The sequence below is a fragment of the Eubacterium sp. genome (assembly GCF_057858645.1).
On sequence record NZ_DBLZZO010000021.1, the window covers coordinates 33,275 to 49,886 of the forward strand.

A 16,612-nucleotide genomic window follows, 5' to 3' on the forward strand; every position below is an offset into this window, starting at 1 on the left:
AATAACCTACATCAAAATTATACCGATAAATCTTTGACAACTTCACCTGCAATAATCAAGCCAACTACTGATGGTACAAATGCCACACTACCCGGAATTGCTCGTCTTTCAGTGCATTTGTGTTTTGCTTCCGGTGGGCAGATGCAGTTTGCTCTACAACTAATTGCCATGTCTTCAACAGGTGTCATTGCAGGCTCTTCTGAATATACAACCTTTAATTTTTTTACACCACGTTTCTTTAACTCTCTTCTCATTACCTTGGCTAAAGGACATACCTTTGTCTTGTATATATCAGCCACCTTAAATGCACTAGCATCAAGTTTATTTCCTGCACCCATGCTACTGATGATTTTTACATTTTTCTCCTGGGCTTTCATAACTAATGAAATCTTTGCCGTAACAGTATCTACAGCATCTACAATGTAGTCATATTCATCAAAAGGGAACTCATCAGCATTTTCAGGTAAAAAGAAACACTTATAAGTGTTTACCTTTGCATCAGGATTAATTTCTAATATACGTTCCTTGCAAACATCTACCTTATATTTTCCTACAGTTTTTCTTGTAGCTATAATCTGTCTGTTTAAATTAGTTAAACAAACCTTATCGTCATCTATTAAGTCAAATGTTCCTACGCCACTTCTAACTAAAGCTTCTACAACGTAGCCGCCTACTCCACCTACTCCAAAAATAGCAACTCTTGAGTTTTTTAACTTCTCCATTGCTTCTTTTCCCAGTAATAATTCTGTTCTTGAAAATTGTGTTAGCATTATTTTCTCCTTACATATAAACAGCGGATGCACTGCACCCGCATTGTTATAATTCCTAGTAATAATATAGGTAAATATTATAAATGTGGTAATTATCTTTGTCAAACATTTTATTTTAAATGAGTTCCTTCGTGGTCTCTCAAGAAGAACATTAATTCAATTTTTGCTCTGTGATAAGCAATAAACTCATCTTTTTCAATTAAATCAAGAATTTCCTCTTTTGTAGCCCACCTTACAGCTTTAACTTCTCTTAGAGCAATTGTTACATCCTTAATGTCTACATCTTTTTCAACTAAGTAACAATCATCAAAGCCTCCATGGAAATTAATTGTAAAGGCCGGTCTGACTTCACTTAAGTCAAGCTCAATTCCAAGTTCCTCCATAGTTTCCCTGCTTGCAGCTTCACTACTTGTCTCTCCTGCAATCACACTGCCACCAACACTTACATCCCAAAGATTTGGCCACAACTTCTTATCTTCCTGTCTCTGTTGAATAAGCATTTCACCTTTACTGTTAAAAATAGAAACATGTACCACTGTTCTGTAAAAGCCTTCCGGTACCTCTTCGTTTTTGTTAATTGTGTTGCCTGTTCTAATTCTGTCCTTTGTGTACAAATCCCATTTTTCCATTTGCTTATAAACCTTTCCTAACTCATTTTTGTTATTAACAATTGATGATTTCTTCTGCAAGTTTTTCCATCTGTTCTATGTTTTCTTCCTTCATAACAGACTTAACTGTTACCATATTCTCGCATACTTTAACATCCTTCATTGGCTCTAACAGCCCCTTCATAACTTTTCCGGCTAATGGAGCCCAGGAGCCATTTTCAATAAGTCCTACTGTTCTCTTCTGGTAACTCTTATTAGCTAATCTGTTTAAGAAATCTTCCATAACTGGGAAAACTCCGCCGTCATAAGTAGCTGCTGCAAGAATCATTCTGTCATATCTGAAAGCATCTTCAATTGCTTCAGCCATGTCATCTCTTGATAAATCCATAACTGAAACTTTTTCAACACCCTTCTCTTTTAAGATTTCAGCCATTTTTTCACCGGCTTTAATAGTGTTTCCATGTATAGATGCACATGCAATTAGAACACCTTTGTCTTCTGGTTCATAACTACTCCATGTTGCGTATTTGCCAATGTAATATGAAAGATTCTCTTTTAAAATTGGTCCATGAAGTGGACAAATAGTATTAATTTCAAGGGCTGCTGCTTTTTTAAGTAAAGTCTGAACTGGCATACCGTACTTACCTACAATATTAAAGTAATATCTTCTTGCTTCACATGCCCAATCTTCATCCGCTGATAGGGCACCAAACTTTCCAAATCCGTCTGCTGAGAAAAGTACCTTCTCTGACATTTCGTATTCCACCATAACTTCCGGCCAGTGAACCATTGGTGCCATTACGAATTTAAGTGTATGAGATCCTAAATTAAGTTCTTCGCCTTCTTTTACAACAATGCTTCTTTCCTGTAAGTTTTCAATTTCAAAAAACTGTGGTAACATTGCCAACGCTTTTGCACTTAGTACAATTTTTGCTTCAGGATATTTTTCTGTAACTTCCTTAATACTTCCCGAATGGTCAGGCTCTAAATGTGAAACAATTAAATAATCTACACTTCTGCCTGCTAATGCATTAGATAGATTATCTAACCACTCACTTGTTTTTCTTTCATCAACAGTATCCATTACTGCTGTTTTCTCATCTATAATTACATAAGAATTGTATGAAACACCATTTGGAACTACATACTGACTTTCAAATAAATCTATGTCTGTGTCATCAACTCCTATGTACTTAATTGCATCTGAAATATATGTATCGCTCATATTCTTCCTCCTTTGAATTCAAAACTATTTTATAGTATATCACGTCACAATATATGTGAAAAGAAATTCTGAAGCAATTTTTATTACACAAAAAATGAGGTCTGACATTGTCATAACCTCATTATTTTAATTTTCTATTTTCTTCCACAACACTGTTTGTATTTCTTTCCTGAGCCGCATGGACATTTATCGTTAGGATAAATTTTCTTACCATGTGTAACACCTGTGTTCTTTGGTTTTGACTGATTACTCTGTGTATTCAAGTCAACTCTTCTTGGTGCTTCAAGTGGTGTAAAACCACGATTTAAAATCATTCTGCTGTTGTTCCAAAGATTCTGAACATACTGTGCCAAGGCACTAATCTGAAGGTCACTGTCTAAATGAACGCCCTCTTCGTTTTTAATCATTTCAAAAACTTCTCTAATTTCTGCCCCTGACATAATCTCAGACTGTACACGCTGGCATAAGTTAGTTGCATGTTCTTCTGTCATGTTCATCTTGCGAATCATATAATCTTCAAAGTTCTGGGCTTCCATTGTTTCAGGTAAAATACCGTATGTTCCAAGAGACATAATTTCCTTCTTTGTTGGAATATAATATGCTCTGTCACCCTGTGCCTTTATTAAACCTCTGTCATTTGGATAAAAGAAACTATAGTAAACTTTTCCATCGTGAACCTGGTATAAACTTAATTCATAAGGGATACTTTCAATTCTCTCAATAAGCTGTTCTTCTGTTTCATCGTACTTAACACCTTTTTTCATCATGTCAAGAATAACTGAAACAGGTGCTATACCGTGTAAAAAACCTGAAGTCTTTAAGCAACAGAAAAGAAAACTGTTAATTTTTCTTTTTGCTTCAAACTCTTCGTCTGAAATTTCTTCATATCTTTTAACTACATCTGCCGGTGCTGTATACTGTTTTTCAGAAATTCTACCCATGTATGAAGCACCATATAATTTACTATATAAAATCTTGCTTGTAGTATCATCTTCTTCGCTATTATCTCTATTTCTAAATGCTTCGATTTCCTCATCAGTCATATACTGGAAGTATTTCACCATTTCTTCAGCACTTAACATTTTTTCAATAATTGTTTCAATTAATGGACCTTTATTTAGTTTAGATATGCCTTTAATGCCTTTCATTTTTGCAATATCTTTTAAATCATCTTTATTAAAATCTTCAAAAATATCTTTTAATAATATTTCCTTACGATTTTCTGACTTAGCAACTTTCATATAAACTCCTTTTCTCTTAACTTTAGTATATTAATTATATTTAAAGTATTCTTACCATAAATATTTAATTTCTAAATCAGGTGCTATGCACCATAAAACAATTTCAATCCACACATTATATTACTTTGATTTTTTTATATTGTAAACTAAAAAATTTAAGTTTGAAAAAATTTTAAGTATTTTTCATAGATTTTCCTGTATTTTTCTCTTTGTTTTTGCACTTTTGACAATATACTTCTTACAATAAACCAAGTTTTTCAAAAGCATTATAAATGCCATCGTTGTTTATGTCTGTTGTTACCATGTCTGCTTTGTCTTTTAAATCAGGAATTGCATTACCCATTGCAATGCCTGTTCCTGCAAACTCAATCATTTCAAAATCATTTGGGCCGTCACCAACTGCAACTGAATTGACAACCGATACCTGAGCGGCTTTTAAAAATTCTCTCATGCCTATAGCCTTATTAACACCTGCAATGGTAATCTCACCACCGTTTTTCTGATTGTTATAACTAAGTGGTGTATTTTCAAAATCAGGTGCCAAATCAGCTGCCACCTTGTCTCCCGGAAAAGGTCCTGTCTGATAAACAGCTTTCTCCTGATTGTCCGGTGTCCAAACATCTTCTCTTATTTCCATTTTACCAAAAGTATTTTCTATATGTTTCTTACTTGCACCTGCCTTAACAAAACCTTCTGTTAATTTTTCCTTGCAGTTTTCCGTTGTAATAAGTCTTGTGTCCGTTTGAATACTGAAAATAAAATTGTTATCTTTTAAATAATGACCTAACTTTTCTCTCTGCTCTTTTGTCATACATTTGTGATAAACAACTTTTCCTTCATATTCCACATACGCTCCTGCTGCTGCAACTATACCGTCTATCCCTAAGTCCAGAACTTCCTTCGCTATCTGGAATTTACTTCTACCTGAGCAGACAACCATGTAATGTCCATTTTCTCTTGCTTTTCTAATGGCTGTTTTGGTTGATTCAGGTATGTTACCAAAGAAATCAACTATTGTTCCATCTATATCTAAAAATACAACTTTTTTGTCCATTTTCTACCTCATTCTATCTTTTACTTAAAAGCTTTCCTGTCTTTTTGCTGAATCTATAATATTTTTTCTTTATTTTCTGTTTACCTTTTAGCATGCCCTTTTTCTTTGAAAAATAGTAAGTAGCATTTTTGTATGTTACCCAACCGTTTTTCTTATAACCTTTTGAGTTAAAATAGTAGCTGCTAACACCGTCATTATAAATTTTACTTCTTAATATAACTCCATTGCCTTTTGCCAGATATTTTTTGTTTTTAACTATAAACCAGCCTGTTTTTAAAACACCTGTTTTGGAGTTAAGATAAAACTTATTTTTTCCTACAGTTATGAAACCTTTATCCATTTTGGCATTTTTGCTGTTAAAATGATACCATCTGCCATTTACCTTAACCCAGCCTGTAATCTTCTTACCACTAGAGTTAATGTAATATGTAGATTTTCCCTTTTTATTTAAGGTGCCTGAAATGTTCTTTTTACTTAAATTATAATAAGTAACTATACCTTTTGCGTCTGCTACACCTAATTTTTTTCGTTTTGCAGTTGTTTTCAAAAACTTTTTGCAGTCACTTTTGTTGGTAATAAATCCATGTTCAACAATAATACTAGGTATCTTGTTATAAATGCCTTCTCGTACAATTGAATAGTAATCTGCTCTAGCCTTGTTTGGATAATAATAATCATTGGACTTTCTTAAAAGGAAACCACCGTTATACACCCCTGCCAGCTGAAGATTATCCAAAATTTTTTTTCCTAATTTCGTTGTTTTTATACCTACAGAAGTTCTGTAACCCGAATTATATGCAGAAAGCAAAAGTGCTCCTTTTCTGCTTGGGCTTGGGTCTGAATTAATGTGAAGACTTACTAAAAAATCTGCGTCTAGTCTTTTTGCCATATTATTTCTTGCTACAAGACAACCTGCAAGACTTGCAGTTGATAAACAATTACCATTTGTTCTTGTCATGTAAACTGTCACGTCACTAAACTTATTAAGATAGTCCCTGCAGGCAAGTCCAATATCCAATGTGATTATTTCTTCCTTTAAACCATTACCATGAGCTCCTATATGTACTTTGCAATGTCCCGGATCTAACAAAATTATTTTGGACTTAACAGGTGAAAGATTAGACTCTGTGTATTTTTCCACAGTTGTTGTTTCCTGCGGTTTCGTAGTTTCAGCGGGTGTTGTCTGTTCCGGGGGTGTTGTTTCATTTGGTGTAGTCTCTTCCACAGTTGTTGTTTCTACCTGTGTTGTAGTTTCCTGTTCCACTGCGGCTAAAACATTGTTAGAAAAAACAATTCCCAAACCTAATAAGAATGTAGTTGTTCCTATATAAAATGTTCTTTTTAATTTTCTCATAATTATCTCCTGTATTCTTAAAAACTGTAGAATATATTTAAACAATACATTCTACAGTCTTACTTTTATCACTTTCAATCAAGCTACAGGAAACATTATAACACAAATGTTTCTTATTTATTTAATTTTTATAAACTCTGAGTTTATATTCTCAGATGTATTTGCCTTTGGAACATAAATTACAACACGATAAGATGTTGTATATCTGCTTATCATTTCTTTAAAATCGTCCAAGTCATCATCAGAATCTTTAACTTTATTTCCCATGAATCTCTGTATATCTGCATTTTGGAATCCATAAACATTTAATGCTATATATTTCTTATTTAAAGATTTATTAGTTATAACGAATTTATTGTTTTCTACAGAAACATTAATGTCTGAATCAGCAAAAATATCATCTATCAAAGAACTTTTAGTAGTTGGGATATATTTTCTAACAACTACTTTTGCTTTATCTCCCTGTCTTATTTCTACATTTTCAACTCCAATGGCATCCATGTTGCTATGTCCGTAACCCTCCTCTACTACTTTCATGCCTGCCGGTATATTAATACTATATTCCACCTTTTCAGCTTTTTCTTTATTTCCCTTAACATAATCTTCCATCTCTTCTGTTCCCGATAATCCATAAAAGAGTGGTGTCACTGCAAGTAACATAATCATCATTGCAATTACAATACCCATGAGAATGTTTCCGTAGTTAATTGTAAACTTGCTGTCTTTTATGTATTTTTCAAGTAAAAAGCCAATTACGAAAAAAATTACACATGTAATTAAAATTTCTAAAATGTCTTTTCCCACCACATTAAATTGGGCATCTGAATCTGACAATACTATAACCCCGTTTCTTATTAAAAATAGTATTCCCATAACTATTGCCAGCAATACTAATATGCTCTTTCTTGCAATGGTTGCTGTAAGTTTAATCACCGCTGTTAAGAACAGGAAGCCAGCCAAAATGTAAACTGTTATACCTAAGATAAATTTTGCATTTATTTTTGTGAAAACAGAAAAGTCTGTAGTAGCGCAAATAATAAATATAACAAATTTTATAATTAGTACGCACACAACTTCAAGCAATGAAAAAATTCCTAAAACAGTAATGTCGCTTAACCAGCTTGCAACATATCTTGTTACTCTGTTTTGTGGATACATACCAGTTGATTTCTTAAAAATATTTGTATTATAGGAAAACACAATCATTAATATTAAGGCTGCAAAAACAAATACCCCTTTCGGAAATTCCACTGCATAACAGTGATTTGAAGTATTTTTCATCATTAATACTATTTCCCAAAAATTCAAAATAAGCATACCTATGGTTATTACTGCCAGACCTTTAATGTAACCTGATAATTGTCTTATTCTTAATTTGTATAAATCCTTTATATTTCTTAATTCTAATTTTTCCATAATTCCTCCATATTTTCACTATCCGTTTTTGTTGTCTTAAACACGTAATATTCTTCAGCTGTAAGATTTTCAAAAGCTAACTCTTCTTTAACTAATGCTTCCCTTATGTTATCAGTTATTTCTTCTTCAACTACTGCCATTGAATTTAAAGCCCCGATGTTTTTGTATAATACATTTTTTCCTACTATGTAATTCTCAACTTTTTCTTTCTCCCCGGTAACTTTGTATGCCTTGTTTCTTATTTCATCAAGGTCCCCATCATATACAATATTGTTATTATCCAAAATCACAATATGGGATAACATATTTTCCATTTCCCCTAACATATGACTTGAAACTAAAATCGTTCTTGGGTGCTCAATGTAATCTCTTAAAATCACATCATAAACTTTTCTTCTGCTTACTGCATCCACTCCCGCAACCGGTTCATCTAAAATTGTAAGTTCTGATCTTGTTGCCATTGCCAGACAAAAATTAAATAAACTTTTCTGACCTTTAGACAAATGTTCAATTCTTACCTTTTTATTTAATTCAAATAATTCCAATAATTTTTCTGCAAATTCCAAGTCGAAATTTTTATACATTAATTTATAATCTTTAACTATACTTTCTAATTTTCTATTTATATAACCTAATTCATCTGAAGCATAAACTATTTTGTTTATTACATTTATTTTATTTATTTCTTCGCCATCATATAATATTGTTCCCTTATCAGGTAGATTCTTTCCAGCCAACAATTTCATTAATGTTGTTTTTCCCTGACCGTTTCTGCCAATTAAACCAATAATATTATCCGGCTGTAATTGTAGCGAAAAATCTTCTAATACTTTTCTTCTTTTTGACATATACCAAAAGGATATGTTTTCAATTTTTATTTCCATTATTCACTTCTCCTTCTACATAATTTGATTTTCTAATTAGTCTTCATATTTTCTTGTTATGATTTCTATTAATTCATCCTTTGATAACGACAATTTCTTTCCAAGTTTTATTAAATTGTCAACTACCAGGTCGATTTCTTCATGTCGCTTACGCTTTGTAATCATTTCAATTGCATTTTCTGATACAGTCATAGCCTGCCCCCTATGTTTTATTAAAATTCCACGATTTACTAAAAGATTAATTCCTTTGGCAGCCGTAGCCGGATTAACACGTAGTTCCTTAGCTAAGGTTACCTGGGAATAACATGTGCCACCTTCTTCTATCCTGCCTGTTAGAATGTCATCTTCTATACCATCAGCGATTTGTACATAAATGGGAATCATGCTGTTTTCATCAATTCTCAAGCTTTCTCCTCCTCTCTACCACATTACTGATATAATGTAGTATAGTTGTATTGTTGTTCATTGTCAAGTAAGAAATTTCTTATTATATAAGAATAAAATGACATCTCTGCAACTACTTTGTACTTCCCCGGTTTAACATTTTTTATATTCCATACTTGGACAAATCCACTTTTCCAATAAACATCTTCTCCAACATATTTCACTTTAATAGCATAGTAACATTCAGTTCCTTCCCTCTCATTATCTAATGTTTATTTCGTTTTGAAACAGGTGTTTCGTTTTTCAAATATGTTTCCCACACATTCATTCTATCGTCTTCATCAATTTGTCTTATTACCTTTGCTGGAATTCCAGCTACAATACTATTTGGTGGAATGTCCTTCAAAACAACCGCCCCGGCAGCCACAATACTATTTTCTCCAATTGTAACTCCACCTGAAACTGTAACATTTGAACATATCCAGCATCTGTCCTTTATAGTTATGGGTGCTGAATATTCAAGATCATGTCGTCCGTCAGGATAATCTGCATTTAAACGTTCTTCAGCGAGAAAAGGATGATTAGGTGTTGCTAATGTAACATTTGCTCCAATCCAAACGCCATCGCCTAAAGTAATAGGTGATACATCTAAAAATGTACAATTATAATTTATAAAACATTCCTCTCCCACGTGAATATTCACCCCATATTCACAATAAAACGGTGCAAAAGCACACAAATATTTACCCTTTGCAGATGGAATTAATTTTTCCAGAGCTTTTTGTTTTGCTTTTGATTTCCTAACCGGTATTCTATTAAATTTGTCGCATCTTATTAAACCTTTTTTATGTTCTTTTTCTATTTCCTTGTTTGAGGTATTGTATAGTTTTCCACTTAGCATACGCTCCCACTCACTTACCTCATTAATCATATCAAATCCTCTTTTCTATTATTTATTTACGCTATTACATGTGAACATATTATCATTCTTTAATGTTTATGTATAGTTTTCCATAATACGATTCTCAAAAAAATGTACAAAAAAATTAAGATGTTTAAGTATGTATAAAAAAGTGTCTTCGTCACTTCAACTCCCCTGCCCCTCAATCTTGAGGAGATTAGGGTTTTCTTTTGGATATGACCCTGTCAAGTGCCCATGCTGTGGCAAAAAAATGCTCTTTCTTGAACTCTATTTTGAATACAAACCAGTTCCGCTTATCGAAATGTATGAAAAGACTATTGGTAAATACCGGCATTTTCCATAGACTATGTTTTACTTATCTGTCTCCATATACTACAATTATCTTATATTTATTCATTGGAGGCTTACACATGGAAGATAAACAACTCGTAGCGGAACTTAAAAAAAAATACATAGAAAACCCACCCGAAGGTATGACTCCTGAACTCGTAAAAAACATGAGTGACAGTGATCTGCTGGATATGTCGTACTTTTTAAGTGAAGGTGACTACGATGATGAATATGATGATGAAGGTTTTTTCATTTTTTAACATACTCATCTTATTTCCCATACCATTTCATTTCAGGTATGGGATTTTTTCTATCCTGCATGATAACGAACTTTCCTATAAAGCAAGAAAGAATATCGCTTGCGATATTCTACGCACCGAGTGCGTGTTGTCATACAACTATTTTCTTTTCGCACTAGGGTGCATCCCTAGTGGAACGTATTTTATGTAATAAGAAATTCTAAAAGGATTTCTTATTACATAAAAAAGAAGCCTTATAAACTCTGTTTCCTTAAGAATCAAAAGTTTACAATGCTTCTTTTAATGCAAGATAACGTCTGCACATTACCTATAATATTCAGTTTTTAGTTAAATACTATTTCCTATAAAGAAAACATTAACTATTATTTGTTTTATTCTACACCTGAAATAATCCACTTGCCATTTTTAGTTGATGCAGAAACAATAAAACCGTCAAAGTAGAATAAACCGTCGTATTCTCCTTCGTCAAGACAGCTCTTGTATTTTTCCATTTTCTTGTAGCTTCCTACTTTTGCTGTTAATGAATCAATTGACTTACCAACATACTTTTTAGCAATGCTTTTGTTTGAGCTACCTTTGTCTTTAGCTTTCTTTGTTGTCTTTGTAGTTGTTTTTTTCTTTACAACTGTTTTCTTTTTAGCAACTTTCTTTTTTGTCTGCTTTTCTGCCTTAGCTGCTGTTGTTGTAGGTGCCACTGTTGTTGTAGGTGCCTCAGTTGTTGTTTCTTCTGTTGTTGTTTCTTTTACTTTTTTCTTTTTCTTCTTTTTTGTAGTTTCCTGAACTGTTGTCTGCTCCTGTGTTGTAGGTGCCACTGTTGTTGTTTCCTGTGTTGTTGTTACAGCAGTTGTAGCTTCTTCTTTGTTCCCTCCACATGCAGTCATAAATACCATTGTGGCAATTACTGTTGCCATTACACAAATTTTTCTCATTTTCTCTCTCCTCTTAAATCTTTAGTTTTTATTTACACAAACTCATATTACAAACTCCCCTTAGAGGTAAATGAATCTGTTATTTTACTCCTCAAGTTCTAGCTGTGTTTTCACACCTGAACTATAATACTGATTGTTCTTTGTAGTTATAACATCAATATCGTATGTGCCACCATCTATTAAAGAAGTGTCCAAATACATACCATAATTGTAACCTTTATTTTTTATTTTACTGTTAATTGGTGCCGGAAAAGCTTCAAAAACATACTGTTTATCATTGCTCTTAAGTCTAATCAAAATCTTGCCATTGTCATCAATGTACTTCTTGTCAACCTGACCGCTTATTGGGAGATAATCTTCCATGTCACCAATATTTACAGTACCTGAATTTTCTTTTTCTACGACTTCTCCATTTAAAATTCTTGTAGGGGCTGCCATGTATGGAGCTTCCTCAATTAATGAAGGTATATGTCTTTCGACTAACTCAATTACAACTGCCTCAGCATTATTTTCACTTTGCAAATTTATGTCATAAGGAACAGCCTTTGTAAAATAGCCACTTCCATATTCATCAGCTACAAACGGAATTAACGCATTTCCAAAAGAATCTCTATACATAACAATAGAGCCTTTCTTTTCCTTGTTTTCAGTTGCCATTGATATATCTGTTACTTTCTTAAAGTGAGATGTTACTTCATAAGTATGCTTTTTATCATACTTAACATTGTAATCCTTCTCACTACCTTTAGGAAACAGCATTTCATACAAATCTCCCGAAAAGTCTTTTGCTACGCTGTACTTTTCATCTGAATAATTATAATGCTTCTTTCCTAAATTATTAAGTATAAAATCACATGCCATTGCTGCACCTTCATTGTTCCAATGACTGTCAAGTTTATGATATACTTTCTTACCCGATTTAAGGAATTTTCCTTTTAAATCAACAGTATTAATTTTCTGTTCCTTAAGCTGTTTCTTTAGGTAATAATAGTTGTTTTTATCTGATATCTTTACAAATCTGCCAGGCATAAATTCAGGATATAATGAATTCTTATTAGGTGCTACCACAAACAAAAATTTACCATTATTGTTTTCTACATGCTCCTGTAACAGAGATAAAACTCTGCCACAAGCATATATTTGTCTGCCGGACAACACGTTCTGACCTAAATAATCATTAAGGGTTTCGCTAAAAAACAAATAACCTTTATTTCCCACTATTACTTCACTGTTTCCTGACTCCTTGAAAACATTCTTTTTTATTACTGCATCAGTCTCAATAAGCTGTTGACGAAATGCGAAATTATCCGAAAAATAATCACTTAACTGATTAAAGAAATCCATATTTACTTTTCCATTTTCTTTTACTTTTGGGAAAGTCTGAACTTCTCTTTTTTCTGCACTTATATCAGTTTTATAAAAGAACATTCCAAGTGATGGTAAACATATCATAATAAAAAATATTGCTATAAATATCTTTTTCTTCATGTTCTCTCCTGTTAAAATCTAAAATAAATAAATGGATTGTAGGTTGCTGTTGCAAGTGCCACAACACATATTAGTAAAAATAAAATGTCTGCAACATAGATTAATGTTCCTGATATATTCTCACCACATTTATTTTTGATTACATTAACAATTTTTTCTCTTAACGGATAAGCAAAAGCAATTGCTAACAATATTATAAATACATAATATGGACTTAGTAACTGACCAACATAGCTTATTGATTTTAGCCCCATATTAAATCCTGTAAACATTGTCTTTAACATCTTAAGACCAATCATAACACTATCTGCCCTAAACATAACAAAGGCACAACTTACAACAATCCACGTAATAATATTGCTTACTATTTTGTTTTTGATTTTGATTACCTGTCCAATTGTATCTTCAATTACATTTGCAACACCATGAATTAAGCCCCATATTACAAATGTCCAATTTGCTCCATGCCATATACCTGTTAAAAAGAATACTATCATTTTGTTTAATTCAGTTCTAAACTTACCTTTTCTGTTACCGCCTAAAGGTATATAAACATATTCTTTAAACCAGGTTGATAAGGAAATATGCCATCTTCTCCAAAAGTCTTTTATACCCTTGGCTGAATAAGGGTGATTAAAGTTTTCCCTAAATTCAAAACCGAAGATTTTTGCCATACCTATTGCCATGTCAGAATAACCACTAAAATCATAGTAAATCTGAAGTGTATAGGTAATTGCTCCTACCCATGCCACAATTAAATTATAATCACTGATATCTAGTTTAAAGATTGCATCTGCAACATAACCTGTTGCGTTGGCAATAATAAGTTTCTTTGTTAAACCTATGATAAATCTTCTAATCCCCTCTGCTGTTTTGTCAATTGTACTTTCACGCTTACTAATCTGCTTTGCAATTTCATTATATCTGATAATGGGACCTGCAATAAGCTGTGGAAAAAATGAAACATACAGCATTAGATTAAATAAATTCTTCTGCATTAATTCAGGATTTCTGTATACATCAATTACATACGATAAAGCCTGAAATGTAAAAAATGATATACCAATTGGAAGTGCAATTGCAGGAATTTTAATTTTTAAGTTACCTATGTAATTAACATTCTCTAATATAAAGGATGTGTATTTAAAAACACACAACATACCAATATTAACAATTACTGCTAACACTAAAACTATTCTTTTTCCAACAATACTTCCACTGTCACTAAACTTTCCTTCAAAAAGCCCAAATATATAATTAAATATGATTGAGGCAATCATAAGCAATACATAAACCGGCTCTCCAAAAGCATAGAATATTAAACTTGCTATAATCAGCAATATATTTTTTGTTTTTATACCCGGCAGTATAAAATACAACGCACATACAACCGGTAAAAATACAAAAAGAAAAATTGCCGAACTAAAAACCATAATTTTCTCCCGTCTGTATTTTATCTATTTTTGTAATTAATTAAATTTTTCTTTTATCTACAGGATGGCAACTAAAATTGCTATATGACAAATTATAATATTTATTATAATCTTTTGCTCTTGCAAAAAGGGCATCATACACTCTGCCGTTTAATTCCACCCAGGCGTGTTCTGAATCATGGGCAACATAAACTGTGCTATAACCACACTCATGAAGCATAAAAGCTAATGCTGCTGACATTGATACACAACAGCCACTGCCCTTGTCAAAAACGTCATCTGCAAATGTAGACTCCCAACCTTTTTTGTGATAAATAGGTTTTAAAAATCTGTATCTTCTGTAAGGGACCTTTGCAATATAGTCAAAACATTTTCTTAACTTCTGAGCTTTTGTGTCACTTACTTTGCAAACTTTGTTTACAGTTTTTCTTGCATTTATCATTGTGTTAATTTTGGCAACATTTAATTTGTTTTTCTTTGCCCTTCCATACTTGTCCAAAGAAATACCATCTACTTTTTTCTTAATTGCCATTTTGCCACTTGTTCGGTCAAAATAATAGTATTTTCCTTTGTACTGTTTCCAGCCGGTAACTACCACACCGTTTTTATCAAGTAAATATTTGTACTTCTTTGTTTCAAGAATTATGCTTTTTAGCTTTTTACCTGATTTTAAATAATACTTCTTACCGTCTTTTGTTACAAAACCTGTTTTTCTTTTTTTCTTTTTGCTTACTTTTTTAGCCTTTGTTTTTTTGTTTGCACTTAAAGTCTGAACATTTTTTGTTACTACACCTGCATTATTATTTTTTACGTTAGCCAATGTAATGTTCAACATGCCAATGCTCAGGCATAAAGACATTAATAGTGCAATTTGTTTTTTTCCTTTCATTTTTCCTTTCATTTTTTCCTTTTTCCCTTTCAATTTATTTATAAAACAGGATACCTGTTATATACAGAATATACTCCCGGCATTCTTGCATATGATGTATAGTAGAAATGCCACATACTTCTTCCTTTTCTGTATCTTTCAAAACCCTTGTTAGGATCAAAAATATAGCTTCCACCGCCAATTTTCACTTCAGTCCATGCATGTGGTGCGCTTTCAATCACGCCTCTTACTACAGTAACATCAAAGCCAATTTCTTTTGCCATTAAAGCAAATTCTGCTGCATAACTGTAGCATCTTCCTGAATGTGTAACCAACATATTATAACCATAAGCTTCTACCCAGTGAGCTGCTGATGGCTGTACAAATCCCGGTTTAATTCTATATGAACTACTTCTTACCACATAAGAGTAAGCTTTTCTTATTTTTGTCATCTTAGAATCTTTAGAATTTGTGATTTTCTTTAAAGTAATGTAAGCCTGATATCTTGCAAGACTTCTTGGAATTGCTTTTCCCTTCTTGTCAAAAACATAGTATTTTGAAGCAACTTTCTTTGTCTTATTCTTAACCATCTTGTAAGTTTTCTTGTCAAAATAGTAATAATAAGATTTTACTTTTACTAAGCCCTTCTTTAAAACACCGGCTTTCACATAATATTTGTTTTTCTTGTACTTAATAATTCCTGTTTTTGTGCTTAATTTACCACTTTTTGTAAAATAATAAGTTTTCTTTCCGATTTTCTTAATTCCTTTTACCTTATATCCATTTTTGTCAAAACCATAGTGTGCCTTTCCTACTTTGACCAATCTGTTTTTGGCGTATGACTTAGAATTAAAATAATATCTTGTTCCTTTTTTTGATTTTACCCAATAACTTTTCTTCTGATTGCCAGTTGTCTGATTATTAATTTTTGTAGTTTTTTCCGTTACCGGCTGTGTTGTTGTAGGCTGTGTTGTTTCCGCTTCTTTAGTTGTCTCTGCCACTGTTGTTACCTGTGGTGTTGTCACCTGTTCATCGGCGAATACTAACTTGTTACTAAATCCCATTCCTACCACAAATGCCATAGAAACGATTGCTGTGTAAAGTGCTTTTTTCATCTATATTCTTCTCCTCTGTTTGTTCTTTATACTCTGTGTGTAAATTGTATAAATTTGCCACATAATATACTAGCACTTTGATATGTAAAAGTCCATAAACTCAAAGAAAAAAGCCACATATTTTTTAACAAATGATGTGACCCCAAAAAGTTAGACTTTTATTGCGTAACAGGTTTTAATATCTGTTACGCATTTTTTATGCAACCAAGAGGCTGAGTCTGTATTGGACAGGACTCAACCATCCTAGTTTTTCTTTAATTCTTTTTTCATTGTAATATCTTATATATTTTTCAATTTCAGTTTTCAATTCTTCATAACTGTAATAAACAGT

General features: G+C 32.4%; 17 protein-coding genes. 1 reads left to right on the top strand and 16 read right to left on the bottom strand.

Annotated elements, in window-relative coordinates; all coding sequences use genetic code 11:
- Nucleotides 1–17: 17 nt before the first annotated feature.
- The 10 genes from ACZM4J_RS08460 to ACZM4J_RS08505 all read right to left on the bottom strand — a co-directional run bounded on the left by ACZM4J_RS08460 (nucleotide 18) and on the right by ACZM4J_RS08505 (nucleotide 9,867).
- The gene (locus tag ACZM4J_RS08460) at nucleotides 18–770 is read right to left on the bottom strand and encodes a tRNA threonylcarbamoyladenosine dehydratase (RefSeq protein ID WP_022165428.1); all 753 of its coding nucleotides are present in this window, start codon (nucleotides 768–770) and stop codon (nucleotides 18–20) included.
- A 110-nt stretch (nucleotides 771–880) separates the two neighbouring features.
- Nucleotides 881–1,459 (bottom strand): NUDIX hydrolase, encoded by a 579-nt coding sequence (locus ACZM4J_RS08465; protein WP_022165429.1) that lies wholly within the window; start codon nucleotides 1,457–1,459, stop codon nucleotides 881–883.
- Nucleotides 1,434–2,603: an FprA family A-type flavoprotein gene (locus ACZM4J_RS08470; RefSeq protein ID WP_428244589.1), complete on the bottom strand. Its 1,170-nt coding sequence runs from the start codon at nucleotides 2,601–2,603 to the stop codon at nucleotides 1,434–1,436. The genes ACZM4J_RS08465 and ACZM4J_RS08470 overlap by 26 nt, the downstream gene beginning before the upstream one ends.
- A gap of 134 nt (nucleotides 2,604–2,737) precedes the next feature.
- Nucleotides 2,738–3,844 carry an SEC-C metal-binding domain-containing protein gene (locus tag ACZM4J_RS08475; RefSeq protein WP_428244588.1) on the bottom strand — a complete coding sequence of 369 codons (1,107 nt, stop codon included), beginning with the start codon at nucleotides 3,842–3,844 and terminating at the stop codon, nucleotides 2,738–2,740.
- A 238-nt stretch (nucleotides 3,845–4,082) separates the two neighbouring features.
- Nucleotides 4,083–4,898 (bottom strand): Cof-type HAD-IIB family hydrolase, encoded by an 816-nt coding sequence (locus ACZM4J_RS08480; RefSeq protein WP_022165457.1) that lies wholly within the window; start codon nucleotides 4,896–4,898, stop codon nucleotides 4,083–4,085.
- A gap of 13 nt (nucleotides 4,899–4,911) precedes the next feature.
- A complete protein-coding gene (locus tag ACZM4J_RS08485) occupies nucleotides 4,912–6,252 on the bottom strand; it encodes an N-acetylmuramoyl-L-alanine amidase family protein (RefSeq protein WP_022165458.1) in 1,341 nt (446 codons plus the stop codon).
- Between the two features lie 117 nt (nucleotides 6,253–6,369).
- A complete protein-coding gene (locus tag ACZM4J_RS08490; RefSeq protein ID WP_489485980.1) occupies nucleotides 6,370–7,668 on the bottom strand; it encodes a hypothetical protein in 1,299 nt (432 codons plus the stop codon).
- Nucleotides 7,656–8,552 (bottom strand): ATP-binding cassette domain-containing protein, encoded by an 897-nt coding sequence (locus ACZM4J_RS08495; protein WP_022165461.1) that lies wholly within the window; start codon nucleotides 8,550–8,552, stop codon nucleotides 7,656–7,658. The genes ACZM4J_RS08490 and ACZM4J_RS08495 overlap by 13 nt, the downstream gene beginning before the upstream one ends.
- A 36-nt stretch (nucleotides 8,553–8,588) precedes the next feature.
- The gene (locus ACZM4J_RS08500) at nucleotides 8,589–8,957 is read right to left on the bottom strand and encodes a GntR family transcriptional regulator (RefSeq protein WP_022165462.1); all 369 of its coding nucleotides are present in this window, start codon (nucleotides 8,955–8,957) and stop codon (nucleotides 8,589–8,591) included.
- A gap of 244 nt (nucleotides 8,958–9,201) precedes the next feature.
- Entirely contained in the window at nucleotides 9,202–9,867 is a 666-nt protein-coding gene (locus ACZM4J_RS08505) for a sugar O-acetyltransferase (protein WP_022165463.1), read from the bottom strand.
- A 401-nt stretch (nucleotides 9,868–10,268) separates the two neighbouring features.
- On the opposite strand from ACZM4J_RS08505, the gene ACZM4J_RS08510 reads away from it, so the two are divergent.
- On the top strand, nucleotides 10,269–10,448 hold the full coding sequence (locus ACZM4J_RS08510; protein WP_022165464.1) for a hypothetical protein: 180 nt from the start codon (nucleotides 10,269–10,271) through the stop codon (nucleotides 10,446–10,448).
- A gap of 371 nt (nucleotides 10,449–10,819) precedes the next feature.
- Here the strand turns inward: ACZM4J_RS08510 and ACZM4J_RS08515 are convergent, their stop codons facing one another.
- The 6 genes from ACZM4J_RS08515 to ACZM4J_RS08540 all read right to left on the bottom strand — a co-directional run.
- Complete coding sequence (locus tag ACZM4J_RS08515) at nucleotides 10,820–11,377, bottom strand: hypothetical protein (protein WP_022165465.1); 558 nt, start codon at nucleotides 11,375–11,377, stop codon at nucleotides 10,820–10,822.
- Between the two features lie 84 nt (nucleotides 11,378–11,461).
- A complete protein-coding gene (locus tag ACZM4J_RS08520) occupies nucleotides 11,462–12,865 on the bottom strand; it encodes an alginate O-acetyltransferase AlgX-related protein (protein WP_022165466.1) in 1,404 nt (467 codons plus the stop codon).
- A gap of 11 nt (nucleotides 12,866–12,876) precedes the next feature.
- Entirely contained in the window at nucleotides 12,877–14,298 is a 1,422-nt protein-coding gene (locus ACZM4J_RS08525) for an MBOAT family O-acyltransferase (protein ID WP_022165467.1), read from the bottom strand.
- A gap of 40 nt (nucleotides 14,299–14,338) precedes the next feature.
- Nucleotides 14,339–15,199, bottom strand: coding sequence for a transglutaminase-like domain-containing protein (locus ACZM4J_RS08530; RefSeq protein WP_489485982.1), 861 nt, complete (start codon nucleotides 15,197–15,199; stop codon nucleotides 14,339–14,341).
- A 26-nt stretch (nucleotides 15,200–15,225) separates the two neighbouring features.
- Nucleotides 15,226–16,281: a transglutaminase domain-containing protein gene (locus ACZM4J_RS08535; protein ID WP_022165469.1), complete on the bottom strand. Its 1,056-nt coding sequence runs from the start codon at nucleotides 16,279–16,281 to the stop codon at nucleotides 15,226–15,228.
- A 196-nt stretch (nucleotides 16,282–16,477) separates the two neighbouring features.
- The coding region (locus tag ACZM4J_RS08540) for an IS3 family transposase (protein WP_489485984.1) at nucleotides 16,478–16,612 on the bottom strand (135 nt) is incomplete at its 5' end.